Source organism: Leclercia sp. Marseille-Q4284 (genome assembly GCF_916618945.1).
Classification (GTDB): Bacteria; Pseudomonadota; Gammaproteobacteria; order Enterobacterales; family Enterobacteriaceae; genus Enterobacter; species Enterobacter tamurae.
In genome coordinates, this window is record NZ_CAKAKG010000002.1 from 490,839 (window position 1) to 504,306 (window position 13,468).

The window sequence follows — 13,468 nt, forward strand, 5'->3', positions numbered from 1 at the left end:
TACCTTGTTAAACTCATTTAAACTTTCGCTTCAATACATTCTGCCGAAACTGTGGCTCACTCGCCTGGCGGGCTGGGGCGCGAGCAAACGAGCGGGCTGGCTGACTAAGCTGGTGATCGATCTGTTCGTGAAATACTACAAGGTCGACATGAAAGAGGCGCAGAAGCCGGATACCGCCAGCTACCGCACCTTCAACGATTTCTTTGTGCGTGCCCTGCGTGATGAAGTGCGTCCGCTGAATACCGACCCGAACGTGCTGGTAATGCCTGCTGACGGCGTGATCAGCCAGCTGGGCGCGATCGAAAACGACAAAATCCTGCAGGCCAAAGGCCATAACTACAGCCTGGAAGCCCTGCTGGCAGGTAACTACCTGATGGCGGATCTGTTCCGCAATGGTTCCTTTGCCACCACCTACCTGTCGCCACGCGACTATCACCGCGTGCATATGCCGTGCAACGGCATTCTGCGGGAGATGATCTACGTTCCGGGCGATCTGTTCTCGGTAAACCATCTGACTGCGCAAAACGTGCCGAACCTTTTTGCCCGTAACGAGCGCGTTATCTGCCTGTTCGATACCGAGTTTGGCCCAATGGCGCAGATTCTGGTGGGTGCCACCATTGTCGGCAGCATTGAGACCGTCTGGGCGGGAACCGTTACGCCACCGCGCGAAGGCGTGATCAAACGCTGGACCTGGCCTGAAGGTGAAAACGAAGGCTCCGTGGCGCTGCTGAAGGGCCAGGAGATGGGCCGCTTCAAGCTCGGCTCCACCGTCATCAACCTGTTTGCTCCGGGTAAAGTGAAGCTGGTTGAGCAGCTCGAAAGCCTGTCGGTCACCAAACTCGGCCAGCCGCTGGCGGTGTCGACGGAAACCTTCGTGACCCCGGACGCAGAGCCTGCCCCGCTGTCCGACGAAGAGATTGCCGCCGAACTCGAAGCCAGCCCGCTGGTTGATGACAAAAAAGACCAAAGCTAAGTAAAGGTAAACTGACGTGCGCCTGATTATCACTTTGCTGATGGCCTGGTGCCTCAGTACGGGGGCGTACGCCGCTACGGCCCCCGACAGCAAACAAATCTCACAGGAACTGGAGCAGGCGAAGGCGGCAAAGCCCGCCCAGCCGGAAACCGTTGAGGCTCTCGAGGCTGCGCTGAACGCGCTTGAGGAGCGTAAAGGCTCCCTTGAGCGTGCCACGCAGTATCAGCAGGTCATCGATAACTTCCCCAAACTGTCACAAACCCTGCGCGCGCAGCTGAACGATCTGCGTGAAGAGCCGCGCCAGGTCCCTGCGGGCATGACCTCTGACACCCTGAATCAGGAGATCCTGCAGGTCAGCAGCCAGTTACTGGAAAAAACCCGTCAGGCGCAGCAGGAGCAGGAGCGCGCCCGCGACATCGCTGACTCCCTGACCCAACTGCCTCAGCAACAAACCGATGCCCGCCGTCAGCTCAATGAGGTTGAACGCCGGGCCGGGGCGCAAACCGGCAATACCGCCCTTAGCCAGGCTCAAACCCTGGGCATCCAGGCGGAATCCGCGAGGTTAAAAGCGCTGGTGGATGAACTGGAGCTGGCGCAGCTGTCGGCCAACAATCGCCAGGAGCTGGCGCGTATGCGCTCTGAGCTGGCGAAAAAGCAGAGCGAGCAGCTGGATGCTTATCTCCAGGCGCTGCGCAATCAACTCAACAGCCAGCGCCAGCAAGAAGCTGAGCGGGCGCTGGAGAGCACCGAACTGCTGGCAGAAAACAGCGAGAACCTACCCGCCGGGATCGTTGAGCAGTTTAAGGTCAACCGCGAGCTCTCTGCCGCGCTGAACCAGCAGGCCCAGCGTATGGATCTGGTGGCCTCCCAGCAACGCCAGGCGACCAATCAAACCCTGCAGGTGCGTCAGGCGCTGAATACGCTACGCGAACAGTCGCAGTGGCTCGGTTCGTCAAACCTGCTTGGTGAAGCCCTGCGCGCCCAGGTTGCCCGCCTGCCCGAAATGCCAAAACCTCAGCAGCTTGATACTGAAATGGCGCAGCTGCGTGTGCAGCGTCTGCGCTTTGAAGATCAACTCAACAAGCAGCCGCAGCTGCGCCAGATCCATCAGCCCGACGGCAAAGCGCTCACCGCCGAGCAGAACCGCATTCTGGAAGCCCAGCTGCGCACGCAGCGTGAATTACTCAATTCACTGTTGCAGGGAGGCGATACGCTGCTGCTTGAACTGACCAAACTGAAGGTCTCCAACAGCCAGCTGGAAGATGCGTTAAAAGAGGTTAACGAGGCAACGCACCGCTACCTGTTCTGGACCTCGGACGTGCGGCCGATCTCCTTCTCCTGGCCGATTGATATTGTTCAGGATCTGCGGCGTTTAATTTCGCTGGATACCTTCAGCCAGTTAGGCAAAGCCAGCGTGATGATGCTCACCAGCAAGGAGACGATTTTCCCGCTGCTGGGCGCGCTGATTCTGGTTGGGTTCAGCATTTACTCCCGCCGACACTTCACCCGCTTCCTCGATCGCTCCAGCGCGCGCGTCGGCAAGGTGACCCAGGACCATTTCTGGCTCACGCTGCGCACGGTCTTCTGGTCGATTCTGGTCGCCTCGCCGCTGCCAGTGCTGTGGATGACCCTCGGCTATGGCCTCCGGGAAGCCTGGCCTTATCCGCTGGCGGTGGCCATTGGCTACGGGGTGACGGCCACCGTACCGCTGCTGTGGGTGGTAATGATCTGCGCCACCTTCGCCCGACCAAATGGCCTGTTTGTCGCCCACTTTGGCTGGCCGCGTAACCGCGTGGCGCGGGCGATGCGCTACTACCTGATGAGCATCGGGCTGATTGTGCCGCTGATTATGGCGCTGATCATGTTTGATAACCTCAACGACCGGGAGTTTTCCGGCTCGCTCGGCCGGCTGTGCTTTATCCTGATTTGTGGTGCGCTGGCGGTGGTGACGCTGAGCCTGAAGAAGGCCGGGATCCCGCTCTATCTCGACAAAGAGGGCAGCGGCGATAACATGGTCAACCATATGCTGTGGAATTTGCTGCTCAGCGCCCCGCTGGCGGCGATTCTGGCGGCGGCGGTCGGCTATCTGGCCACTGCCCAGGCGCTGCTGGCGCGTCTTGAAACTTCGGTGGCGATCTGGTTCCTGCTGCTGGTGGTCTACCACGTTATCCGTCGCTGGATGCTGATTCAGCGTCGTCGTCTGGCCTTCGACCGGGCGAAAAACCGCCGGGCCGAAATCCTCGCCCAGCGTGCGCGCGGCGAAGAAGAGCCCGCTCACATGCTTAGCACGGAAGGCACAGTGGAGGTCGATGAAACCGAGCTGGATCTGGATGCCATCAGTACCCAGTCCCTGCGTCTGGTCCGCTCCATTCTGATGCTGGTCGCCCTGCTGTCTGTCATTGTGCTGTGGTCGGAAATTCATTCAGCGTTTGGCTTCCTGGAGAACATCACTCTCTGGGATGTGACCTCGACGGTTCAGGGCGTGGAGAGTCTGGAGCCGATTACGCTCGGGGCGGTGCTGATAGCCATTCTGGTGTTCATCATCACCACCCAGCTGATCCGTAACTTCCCGGCGCTGCTGGAACTGGCCCTGTTACAGCATCTGGATTTAACGCCGGGCACCGGCTACGCCATTACCACCATCACCAAATACCTGCTGATGGTGTTTGGCGGGCTGGTGGGCTTCTCAATGATCGGCATTGAGTGGTCGAAGTTGCAGTGGCTGGTAGCCGCACTCGGGGTCGGGCTCGGGTTTGGCTTGCAGGAGATCTTCGCCAACTTTATCTCGGGTCTAATCATCCTCTTTGAGAAGCCGATCCGTATTGGCGATACCGTAACGATCCGCGATCTGACCGGCAGCATTACGAAGATCAACACCCGCGCCACCACCATCAGCGACTGGGACCGTAAAGAGATCATCGTCCCTAACAAGGCGTTTATCACCGAGCAGTTTATTAACTGGTCGCTGTCGGACTCCGTGACGCGTGTGGTGCTGACCGTGCCGGCCCCGTCGGATGCCAACAGCGAAGAGGTAACGCAAATTCTTTATACCGCGGCCGAGCGCTGTTCGCTGGTGATCAGCACGCCGGAGCCGGAAGTGTTTTTAGTGGATTTACAGCAGGGGATCCAGATTTTCGAACTGCGTATTTACGCGGCCGAGATGGGCCATCGCATGCCGCTGCGCCATGAGATCCACCAGCTGATTCTGGCGGGCTTCCGTGAGCACGGTATCGATATGCCGTTCCCACCGTTCCAGATGCGTCTGGAAACGCTGGACGGGCGTAAGACGGGAAGAACCTTGACGTCGGCGGCGAAGTCGCGCCCGGCGGGGAGTTTGTAATCAGGAGGGGTGCGGTCTGATGCCCTCACCCCAACCCTCTCCCACAGGGAGAGGGAGAACAACCAAACCGTCAGGCGCGGTCTACGGTAAACGCAATCACATCACCCAACTGCTCAGCGCCCAGCGCCAGCATCACCAGACGATCAACCCCCAGCGCCACGCCCGAGCAGTCCGGCAAGCCGGCTTTTAACGCGCCCAGCAGATTGTGGTCGATGGGCTGCTGCGGCAGGCCGCGCGCGGCGCGCTTGCGGTTATCCTGATCGAAACGCTGCTGCTGTTCACGGGCATCCGTCAGTTCGTGGAAACCATTCGCCAGCTCAATACCTTTAAAGTACACCTCGAAACGCTCCGCCACGCGGTGATCTTCGGTGCTGATCTGGGCCAGTGACGCCTGGCTTGCCGGGAAGTGATAGACAAAGGTCGGGCGATCTTTGCCAATCTGCGGCTCAACGCCAAAGGTAAAGAGCAGCTGCAGCAGCGTGTCGCGATCTTCTTCAGTATCGGCAACATTGCTGAGATCCAGTTTTGCCGCCGCTTCACGTAGCTGGGTTTTGTCCGCAGAGAGCGGATCAATCTCCAGATGACGCTGGAAAACCTGCTGATAAGAGAGGGTTTCAGCTTCCGGGCACTCCAGGACCTGCTGCAGCAGATCGTCCACCTCATTCATCAGGCGATACATATCATAGTGCGGGCGGTACCACTCCAGCATGGTGAATTCCGGGTTGTGATGACGCCCCATCTCTTCATTGCGGAAACTGCGGCACAGCTGATATACCGGCCCACATCCCGCCGCCAGCAGGCGCTTCATGTGGTATTCCGGGCTGGTCATCAGGTAGAGATTCATTCCCTGGGAGTGACCAGGACCAACAAAACGGGTTTCAAACGGCACCAGATGAATATCCGTCACCGTCGCCTGGCTCATGCAGGGCGTTTCCACCTCCAGCACACCGCGATCGGCAAAGAAGCGGCGAATCTCCGCCATAATTGCTGCGCGTTTTAACAGATTGGGGATGGATGCGCTCGGCTGCCAGGTGGCCGTTTCGCTCATGAGAATTTCTCCGATTTCAGACAAGGGGACGAAGTCTACTCGTAACCCATGGCGGAGACAAATTTTGCACAGTCAATTTTGTGGTTTTCATAACTCCCAATAATTTCGTGACGTGATTCATCAATTGCAATGATAAATCCAGCGAAAGAACCGCAAAAAAATCGAACACGTCAAATTTCCCTTTCTTTCCTGGGGCTATACTGCGTTACCCATAAAGGAGCAGTGGAATCGCTTTCGCATTTGCCCTCCCCGGCCGTGCACTACCTTAGGGTAGGTGAGATGCGAAATATCAAAAATCTGGAGGAATGTCGTGCATACCTTTCAAGCCGATCTTGCCATTATTGGCGCAGGCGGAGCGGGATTACGCGCAGCGATTGCTGCAGCCCAGGCTAACCCAAACGCTAAAATTGCCCTGATTTCAAAAGTCTACCCGATGCGCAGCCACACGGTCGCCGCTGAAGGGGGGTCCGCTGCCGTCGCGCAGGATCATGACAGCTTTGATTATCACTTTCACGACACCGTAGCCGGTGGTGACTGGCTTTGTGAGCAGGATGTCGTTGATTATTTCGTGCATCATTGCCCGACGGAGATGACCCAGCTCGAGCAGTGGGGTTGCCCGTGGAGTCGCCGTGAAGATGGCAGCGTCAACGTGCGTCGCTTCGGCGGCATGAAGATTGAGCGTACCTGGTTTGCCGCCGATAAGACCGGCTTCCATATGCTCCACACCCTGTTCCAGACCTCGCTGCAGTTCCCCCAGATCCAACGCTTCGACGAACATTTCGTCCTCGACATTCTGGTTGATGACGGCCAGGCCCGCGGTCTGGTGGCGATGAACATGATGGAAGGGACGCTGGTTCAGATCCGCGCCAATGCCGTGGTGATGGCGACCGGCGGTGCCGGACGTGTTTACCGCTATAACACCAATGGCGGTATCGTGACCGGCGACGGGATGGGCATGGCGCTGCAGCACGGCGTTCCGCTGCGTGACATGGAGTTCGTTCAGTATCACCCGACCGGCCTGCCGGGTTCCGGCATTCTAATGACGGAAGGCTGCCGCGGTGAAGGCGGGATTCTGGTCAATAAAGATGGCTATCGCTATCTGCAGGATTACGGCATGGGTCCGGAAACCCCGCTGGGTGAGCCGAAGAACAAATATATGGAGCTCGGCCCGCGGGATAAAGTCTCTCAGGCCTTCTGGCATGAGTGGCGCAAAGGTAACACCATCCCCACCCCACGCGGCGATGTGGTCTATCTCGACCTGCGCCACCTGGGCGAGAAGAAACTGCTGGAACGTCTGCCGTTCATCTGTGAACTGGCAAAAGCTTATGTCGGCGTCGATCCGGTTAAAGATCCAATCCCGGTACGTCCAACCGCGCACTACACCATGGGCGGTATCGAAACCGATCAGCAGTGCGAAACCCGTATCAAAGGCCTGTTTGCGGTGGGCGAATGCTCCTCCGTTGGTCTGCATGGCGCTAACCGCCTGGGTTCTAACTCGCTGGCCGAGCTGGTGGTGTTTGGCCGTCTCGCGGGTGAGCAGGCGATGGCGCGTGCCGCGACGGCCGGCACCGCTAACGGTGCTGCGCTCGATGCGCAGGTTGCCGATGTTGAGCAGCGCCTGAAAAACCTGGTGAATCAGGAAGGCAGTGAGAACTGGGCGAAGATCCGCGATGAGATGGGGCTGTCCATGGAAGAAGGCTGCGGTATTTACCGTACGCCGGAACTGATGCAGAAAACCGTCGACAAGCTGGCTGAGCTGCAGGAGCGCTTCAAGCGTGTGCGTGTCACTGACACCTCCAGCGTCTTCAACACCGATCTGCTCTACACCATTGAGCTGGGTCATGGCCTGAACGTTGCCGAATGTATGGCGCACTCCGCCCTGGCGCGTAAAGAGTCGCGCGGTGCCCATCAGCGTCTGGACGAAGGCTGCACGGAGCGTGACGACGTCAACTTCCTCAAGCATACCCTGGCTTATCGCGACGCGGACGGCACCACCCGTCTGGACTACAGCGACGTGAAGATCACCACGCTGGCACCGGCGAAACGCGTTTACGGTGCAGAAGCGGAAGCAGCCGAGAAGAAGGAGACGACCAATGGCTGAGATGCAAACTCTGAAAGTCGAAGTGGTGCGCTACAACCCGGAAGTGGACAGCGCGCCGCACAGCACCTTCTATGAAGTGCCTTACGATGAGCAGACCTCGCTACTGGACGCGCTGGGCTACATCAAAGACAACCTGGCGCCGGACCTGAGCTACCGCTGGTCCTGCCGGATGGCGATTTGCGGCTCCTGCGGCATGATGGTCAACAAGGTGCCTAAGCTGGCCTGCAAGACCTTCCTGCGTGAATACCCGAAAGGGATGAAGGTCGAAGCCCTGGCTAACTTCCCGATTGAGCGCGATCTGGTGGTCGACATGACCCACTTTATCGAAAGCCTGGAAGCCATTAAGCCTTACATCATTGGCAACCCGCGTACGCCGGATCAGGGGCCGAACAAGCAGACCCCGGCGCAGATGGCCAAGTATCACCAGTTCTCCGGCTGCATCAACTGTGGCCTGTGCTATGCCGCCTGCCCGCAGTTTGGCCTGAATCCGGAGTTTATCGGCCCGGCCGCCATTACCCTCGCGCATCGCTATAACGAAGACAGCCGCGACCACGGGAAGAAAGAACGTATGGCGCAGCTGAACGGCCAGAACGGCGTCTGGACCTGTACCTTTGTCGGCTACTGCTCGGAAGTCTGTCCGAAGCACGTCGACCCGGCCGCCGCGATCCAACAGGGCAAAGTAGAAAGCTCGAAAGACTTTCTTATCGCCACCCTGAAACCACGCTAAGGAGTGCATGATGACGACTAAACGCAAAGCCTATGTACGGCCGATGCCGTCCACCTGGTGGAAAAATCTGCCGTTTTATCGCTTCTATATGCTGCGTGAAGGCACGGCGGTTCCTGCGGTATGGTTCAGCATCGAACTGATGTACGGCCTGTTTGCCCTTAAGCACGGTCCGGAAACCTGGGCCGGTTTTGTCGGTTTCCTGCAGAACCCGATTGTGGTGATCCTGAATATCATCGTGCTGGCGGCAGCGCTGTTGCATACCAAAACCTGGTTTGAGCTGGCGCCGAAAGCGGCAAATATTATCGTCAAAAACGAAAAACTGGGGCCAGAGCCGATCATCAAAGGACTCTGGGCGGTGACTGCGGTCGTGACCGTGGTAATTCTTGGCGTAGCCCTGTTCTGGTAAGGAGACCACTGTGATTAATCCAACTCCAAAACGTTCTGACGAGCCCGTCTTCTGGGGCCTCTTTGGGGCAGGCGGCATGTGGTGCGCCATTATCGCGCCGGTCATTATTCTGCTGGTAGGCATTATGCTGCCGCTGGGGTTCTACCCCGGGGATGCGCTGAGCTATGAGCGGGTGCTGGCTTTTGCCCACAGCATTATTGGGCGGGTATTCATCTTCCTGATGATTGTTCTGCCGCTGTGGTGTGGTCTGCACCGTATTCATCACGCCATGCACGACCTGAAGATCCACGTCCCTAACGGGAAATGGGTGTTCTACGGTCTGGCAGCCATTCTGAGCGTGGTCACGCTGGTTGCCGTTGTCTTTATGTGATCCTCCCCCGCTCTCCTGCCTGCCGGCGGGAGAGCAAAATTCCAGCCAAGTTCTACACTTATCAAAAATCCTGTAAGGAAATGCCTATGCGCATCCTGCCCGTCATCGCCGCCGTTGCCGCTGCATTTCTGGTTGTTGCCTGTAGCGCTCCCACCCCGCCCCAGGGCGTGACTGTCGTCCGGCCCTTCAACGCCCAACAGTTCATGGGCACCTGGTATGAAATCGCCCGTTTTGACCATCGCTTTGAACGTGCCCTGCAAAAGGTAACGGCCAATTACAGCCTGATGAGCGACGGCGGGATCCAGGTTATTAACCGGGGCTACAATCCTGAGCGCGGCATGTGGCAAAAAGTGACGGGGAAGGCGTACTTTACCGGCGCGTCTGACACCGCCGCGCTGAAAGTCTCTTTTATCGGGCCTTTTTATGGCGGCTATAACGTGATTGCGCTGGATAGGGATTACAAGCATGCGCTGGTGTGCGGGCCTAATCGTGACTACCTGTGGATCCTCGCCCGCACACCGACGATTTCAGATGAGATGAAACAGCGGTTACTGGCTTCTGCCACCCGTCAGGGCTTTGATATCAGCCAGCTGGTCTGGATTGAACAGCCCCATTAATGGGTGCTGAGCTTCAACCCAATAATGCCCGCGACAATCAATGCGAGGCTGGCAATACGCGCCAGACTCGCAGACTCACCCAGCAGTAAAATGCCGGTAATGGCCGCGCCTACTGCACCAATCCCCGTCCACACCGCATAAGCCGTCCCTACAGGCAGCGAACGCATGGCCCACGAGAGCAGCACAATGCTCACGATCATCGCAGAAACGGTAATAATGCTGGGAGTGAGACGCGTAAACCCGTGGGTGTATTTCAGGCCAATGGCCCAAACCACTTCGAGTAAACCGGCAATAAAGAGAATAATCCAGGACATACAGGCTCCTTAACTTAAACAACAGTTGGGGCCGTCCCCGATGAGAGAAGCGCTTACAGGTCGTCCCGTAAGGCAGGTGAACGATTTATTGTGAAGAGCATGAATTCATTTTTCAACTGCTTTGTTTCAGGCATCACTTCAGCGGCTGAAAGCAAGAAATAGACGTAATTAGCAACGAAATTCCTTCATTTATAACTCATCCGACTTCTTTACTATGAGCTACTTCCTGAAAGCAGGAAGCGACAACACTTTGCCGATTGCGAAAAACAAATGTTCAAAATTCTTTTGATTGACCGGTGTCATTACACCCGCATGGGCCTGGAAATGTGGATCAATCATTCAGGGCTGTTCCCCTCCCCCGTTTTGGTGACGGGCCTCAACAATCTCTTTCTGGCCAGGGAGCATATCCTGCAATGGAAACCGACGCTGGTGATTGCAGATTTGCAGGGGTTTACGTCAGATATTCAGCATATCCAGCAGCTCTCTTCTCTGATGAGCGCCAGTGAAACCGTGCCTTTTGTTTTGCTGCAATCAGATGAGCAACCTGAAACCTCGGCCTTTATGAACACCTTTCCTCTGTGGGCATCGTTGGCCAAAAAGACCTCGCTGGAGGTTCTGGCGCAAACCATTAATGAGGTATTAGCCTCACAGGAAATCAGTGAACCTGCGGTGGTCGCGACGCCATTGCTGACGCGTCAGGAAGAGAAGGTGTTAACGCTATGGATGGACGGGGCCAGCAACCAGAAGATTGCCAGTAAGCTGAGCATTCACGGAAAGACGGTATACACCTACAAGCGCAATATTCGGATGAAATTGCACATGGATACGCGGTACTCGCCGTTTTTATCGCTGCCCTGACAGGTAAAACTGAGGGTACGGCGACGTATTCAGCCCCGTACCGCCCAAGATTACTGCTGTGCTTTAGTTGCCGCACCAGAGATCGCGCTACCGCCAGTGGAGATATCCTCACCGACGCCGCGAGTGGTATTACAGGCAGTTAGTACTGACGAAAGCACCAGAACAGAAAAGATCGCTACAAATGTTTTCTTAAGCATAATGTCTTCCTTTTTTAGCCAAAGTTATTGTGTACAGCAACATAAGCATAGCCAGGATCCCGGCGAGTGACGGAAAAGGAAGAATTTTTAGGAAAAGTAGAAAGAATCAGGAGGCGGCGCGCGAAATAGCGTGACCCAGACTTTTAATGTCTTCCCCGACGCCACGGGCTGTGTTGCATCCGGAAAGCAGAGAACTGGCAAGAACCATCAGCAGTAAAATTTTGATTGTGTGCTGCATCGTCCATGAACCTTCTTTAGGTCGATAAGGCGCAGCAGAACACTGCGCCTTTCATCCCGAAGTGAATTACTTCACGCGAGAAACGTATTCACCAGAGCGGGTATCTACTTTGATGATTTCGCCAGTCTGGACGAACAGTGGAACTTTAACCACTGCACCGGTAGACAGCTTGGCTGGCTTACCGCCAGTACCTGCGGTGTCGCCTTTCAGACCTGGATCGGTTTCAACGATTTCCAGTTCAACGAAGTTTGGTGGGGTCACAGCGATAGGCTGGCCGTTCCACAGGGTTACGATGCACTCCGCCTGATCCAGCAGCCATTTAGCGCTGTCACCCACGGCTTTCTCGTCAGCAGACAGCTGCTCGAAAGTGGAGTTGTTCATGAAGTGGTAGAATTCACCGTCGTTGTAGAGGTAGGTCAGGTTCATATCAACAACGTCTGCGCCTTCAGCGGAGTCGGTGGATTTGAAGGTTTTCTCTACACGGGTACCGGTCAGCAGGCGACGCAGCTTAACGCGTGCGAATGCCTGACCTTTACCTGGTTTAACGAATTCGCTGGCTTCAACCGCGTACGGTTCGCCGTCCATCATGATTTTAAGACCGGCACGAAAATCGTTGCTATAGTAAGTCGCCATAAGGCCCTCTGAAATTGTTAACTGGTAGCTAAGCCACAAAATGGCGCATATTGTAACCCTAAACACCCCATCCAGAGAAGATTGGTTATTGCAACTTGCAGATGTAATCACCAGTCCTGATGAACTGCTGCGTCTTTTAAATCTGGACGCTGATGAAAAACTCCTCGCCGGACGTGATGCGAAACGCCTGTTTGCCCTGCGTGTTCCGCGTGCTTTTGTGGCTCGTATGGAAAAAGGTAATCCTGACGATCCGCTTTTAAAACAGGTACTCACCGCGCAGGATGAGTTTATCGCTGCCCCCGGTTTTAGCACCGATCCCCTCGAAGAACAGAACAGCGTAGTACCCGGTTTACTGCACAAGTACCGCAATCGCGCGTTACTGCTGGTTAAGGGTGGCTGCGCGGTAAATTGTCGATATTGCTTCCGACGTCACTTCCCGTACGCCGACAATCAGGGTAACAAGCGCAACTGGCAAGCGGCGCTCGACTATATTGCCGACCATCCTGAGCTGGATGAGATTATCTTTTCCGGCGGCGATCCTTTGATGGCGAAAGATCATGAGCTGGACTGGCTTATCACCCAGCTGGAAGCGATCCCGCATATCAAGCGGTTACGCATTCATAGTCGTCTACCGATTGTGATCCCGGCGCGTATTACCGACGCGCTCAGCGCACGGCTGGCGCGATCGTCGCTGCAAATCTTGCTGGTTAACCATATTAATCACGCCAATGAGATAGACGAGGATTTCCGCGCGGCAATGACGCGTCTGCGGCAGGCCGGGGTGACGTTGCTGAATCAGAGTGTGTTGCTGCGCGGGGTGAACGATAACGCCCAAACGCTCGCTAACCTGAGCAACGCGCTTTTCGATGCGGGCGTGATGCCCTATTACGTTCATGTGCTGGACAGAGTTCAGGGTGCAGCACACTTTATGGTCGAAGATGATGAAGCCCGGGCGATTATGCGCGAACTGTTAACCCTGGTTTCTGGTTATATGGTGCCTAAACTGGCGCGTGAGATTGGTGGCGAACCGAGCAAGACACCGCTGGATTTGGGACTTCAACAACGCTAATACACAGTAACGCCGGGCCTGAAAAGAGGCTCTCAAGCGGTCATCTCTTCAAACCCTTTGCCCGGGTATCTCTCCCTCTGTTGAGAGAGATACCCGCCGCAATATCAATTCGGACACTTATAAACCTGGCCCTGCATCTCACTGGCGGTCGGAACAAAGCTTGATAACATGCCTTGCGTTGGGCTGCTCACGCCATAAATGACGTTCCCGCCCATTTCAGCCGCCTGGTTACGCAGACCATTCGCCGCGCCACGCATTGAGCCGCCCTCTTCGCCATGCTGACCAGAAAGCCAGTTGCTTTGCTTGCCCGTGGCGGTGCCAATCAGCTGGCATTCGCTTCCCGGCTTATCTTCTACAAAGCGAACGCTCTGCCCACCTGCAGACAGCTCGTTGCCGGAGCTGCAACCCGCCAGCAGCAACGCTGCTCCTACAATCCCTGCACAAACGTTAACGCGCATGTTATTCCTCGTTTTCAATAAGCTGGGCAGGTGCGCCCGCGTCTAAACCTTATACTAAAAAGATGACCAAAAGAAAAACCCCCGATCATTTCTGACCGGGGGTTTATTCATTTCTGCGA

At 56.2% G+C, this 13,468-nt stretch carries 15 protein-coding genes; 9 read left to right on the forward strand and 6 right to left on the reverse strand.

Going from position 1 to position 13,468, the window contains the following annotated elements:
* The first annotated feature begins 4 nt into the window (after positions 1 to 4).
* Complete coding sequence (gene asd, locus LG383_RS17075; protein WP_225759759.1) at positions 5 to 973, forward strand: archaetidylserine decarboxylase; 969 nt, start codon at positions 5 to 7, stop codon at positions 971 to 973.
* A gap of 16 nt (positions 974 to 989) precedes the next feature.
* Entirely contained in the window at positions 990 to 4,313 is a 3,324-nt protein-coding gene (gene mscM, locus LG383_RS17080) for a miniconductance mechanosensitive channel MscM (protein ID WP_106994034.1), read from the forward strand.
* 70 nt (positions 4,314 to 4,383) lie between these two features.
* On the opposite strand, the gene epmA is transcribed toward mscM, so the two are convergent.
* Positions 4,384 to 5,361 (reverse strand): elongation factor P--(R)-beta-lysine ligase, encoded by a 978-nt coding sequence (gene epmA, locus LG383_RS17085; RefSeq protein WP_166181376.1) that lies wholly within the window; start codon positions 5,359 to 5,361, stop codon positions 4,384 to 4,386.
* Between the two features lie 310 nt (positions 5,362 to 5,671).
* Between epmA and frdA the strand changes: the two genes are divergently transcribed.
* The 5 genes from frdA to blc all read left to right on the forward strand — a co-directional run bounded on the left by frdA (position 5,672) and on the right by blc (position 9,582).
* A complete protein-coding gene (gene frdA, locus LG383_RS17090; protein WP_106994032.1) occupies positions 5,672 to 7,462 on the forward strand; it encodes a fumarate reductase (quinol) flavoprotein subunit in 1,791 nt (596 codons plus the stop codon).
* A complete protein-coding gene (locus tag LG383_RS17095) occupies positions 7,455 to 8,189 on the forward strand; it encodes a succinate dehydrogenase/fumarate reductase iron-sulfur subunit (RefSeq protein ID WP_039028428.1) in 735 nt (244 codons plus the stop codon). Before frdA ends, LG383_RS17095 begins: the two co-directional genes overlap by 8 nt.
* 10 nt (positions 8,190 to 8,199) lie before the next feature.
* Positions 8,200 to 8,595, forward strand: coding sequence for a fumarate reductase subunit FrdC (frdC, locus tag LG383_RS17100; RefSeq protein ID WP_106994030.1), 396 nt, complete (start codon positions 8,200 to 8,202; stop codon positions 8,593 to 8,595).
* Between the two features lie 10 nt (positions 8,596 to 8,605).
* On the forward strand, positions 8,606 to 8,965 hold the full coding sequence (gene frdD, locus LG383_RS17105; RefSeq protein WP_225759760.1) for a fumarate reductase subunit FrdD: 360 nt from the start codon (positions 8,606 to 8,608) through the stop codon (positions 8,963 to 8,965).
* An 86-nt stretch (positions 8,966 to 9,051) separates the two neighbouring features.
* Complete coding sequence (gene blc / locus LG383_RS17110; RefSeq protein ID WP_225759761.1) at positions 9,052 to 9,582, forward strand: outer membrane lipoprotein Blc; 531 nt, start codon at positions 9,052 to 9,054, stop codon at positions 9,580 to 9,582.
* On the opposite strand, the gene sugE is transcribed toward blc, so the two are convergent.
* Complete coding sequence (gene sugE, locus LG383_RS17115; protein WP_032616159.1) at positions 9,579 to 9,896, reverse strand: quaternary ammonium compound efflux SMR transporter SugE; 318 nt, start codon at positions 9,894 to 9,896, stop codon at positions 9,579 to 9,581. The genes blc and sugE overlap by 4 nt on opposite strands.
* Positions 9,897 to 10,166: 270 nt before the next feature.
* On the opposite strand from sugE, the gene LG383_RS17120 reads away from it, so the two are divergent.
* Positions 10,167 to 10,754, forward strand: a complete 588-nt coding sequence (locus tag LG383_RS17120) for a LuxR C-terminal-related transcriptional regulator (RefSeq protein WP_106994026.1) — start codon at positions 10,167 to 10,169, stop codon at positions 10,752 to 10,754.
* Positions 10,755 to 10,804: 50 nt separating this feature from the next.
* Here the strand turns inward: LG383_RS17120 and ecnB are convergent, their stop codons facing one another.
* From ecnB to efp, 3 genes are all read right to left on the reverse strand, one after another.
* Positions 10,805 to 10,951, reverse strand: coding sequence for a lipoprotein toxin entericidin B (gene ecnB, locus LG383_RS17125; protein ID WP_106994025.1), 147 nt, complete (start codon positions 10,949 to 10,951; stop codon positions 10,805 to 10,807).
* A gap of 106 nt (positions 10,952 to 11,057) precedes the next feature.
* A complete protein-coding gene (locus LG383_RS17130; RefSeq protein ID WP_106994024.1) occupies positions 11,058 to 11,189 on the reverse strand; it encodes an entericidin A/B family lipoprotein in 132 nt (43 codons plus the stop codon).
* 66 nt (positions 11,190 to 11,255) lie between these two features.
* Positions 11,256 to 11,822 carry an elongation factor P gene (efp, locus tag LG383_RS17135; RefSeq protein ID WP_032616155.1) on the reverse strand — a complete coding sequence of 189 codons (567 nt, stop codon included), beginning with the start codon at positions 11,820 to 11,822 and terminating at the stop codon, positions 11,256 to 11,258.
* Positions 11,823 to 11,862: 40 nt separating this feature from the next.
* On the opposite strand from efp, the gene epmB reads away from it, so the two are divergent.
* Positions 11,863 to 12,891, forward strand: coding sequence for an EF-P beta-lysylation protein EpmB (gene epmB / locus LG383_RS17140; protein ID WP_225759762.1), 1,029 nt, complete (start codon positions 11,863 to 11,865; stop codon positions 12,889 to 12,891).
* Positions 12,892 to 12,995: 104 nt separating this feature from the next.
* Here epmB and LG383_RS17145 read toward each other — a convergent pair whose 3' ends face one another.
* Entirely contained in the window at positions 12,996 to 13,349 is a 354-nt protein-coding gene (locus tag LG383_RS17145) for a DUF4156 domain-containing protein (RefSeq protein ID WP_106994022.1), read from the reverse strand.
* Positions 13,350 to 13,468: the final 119 nt, after the last annotated feature.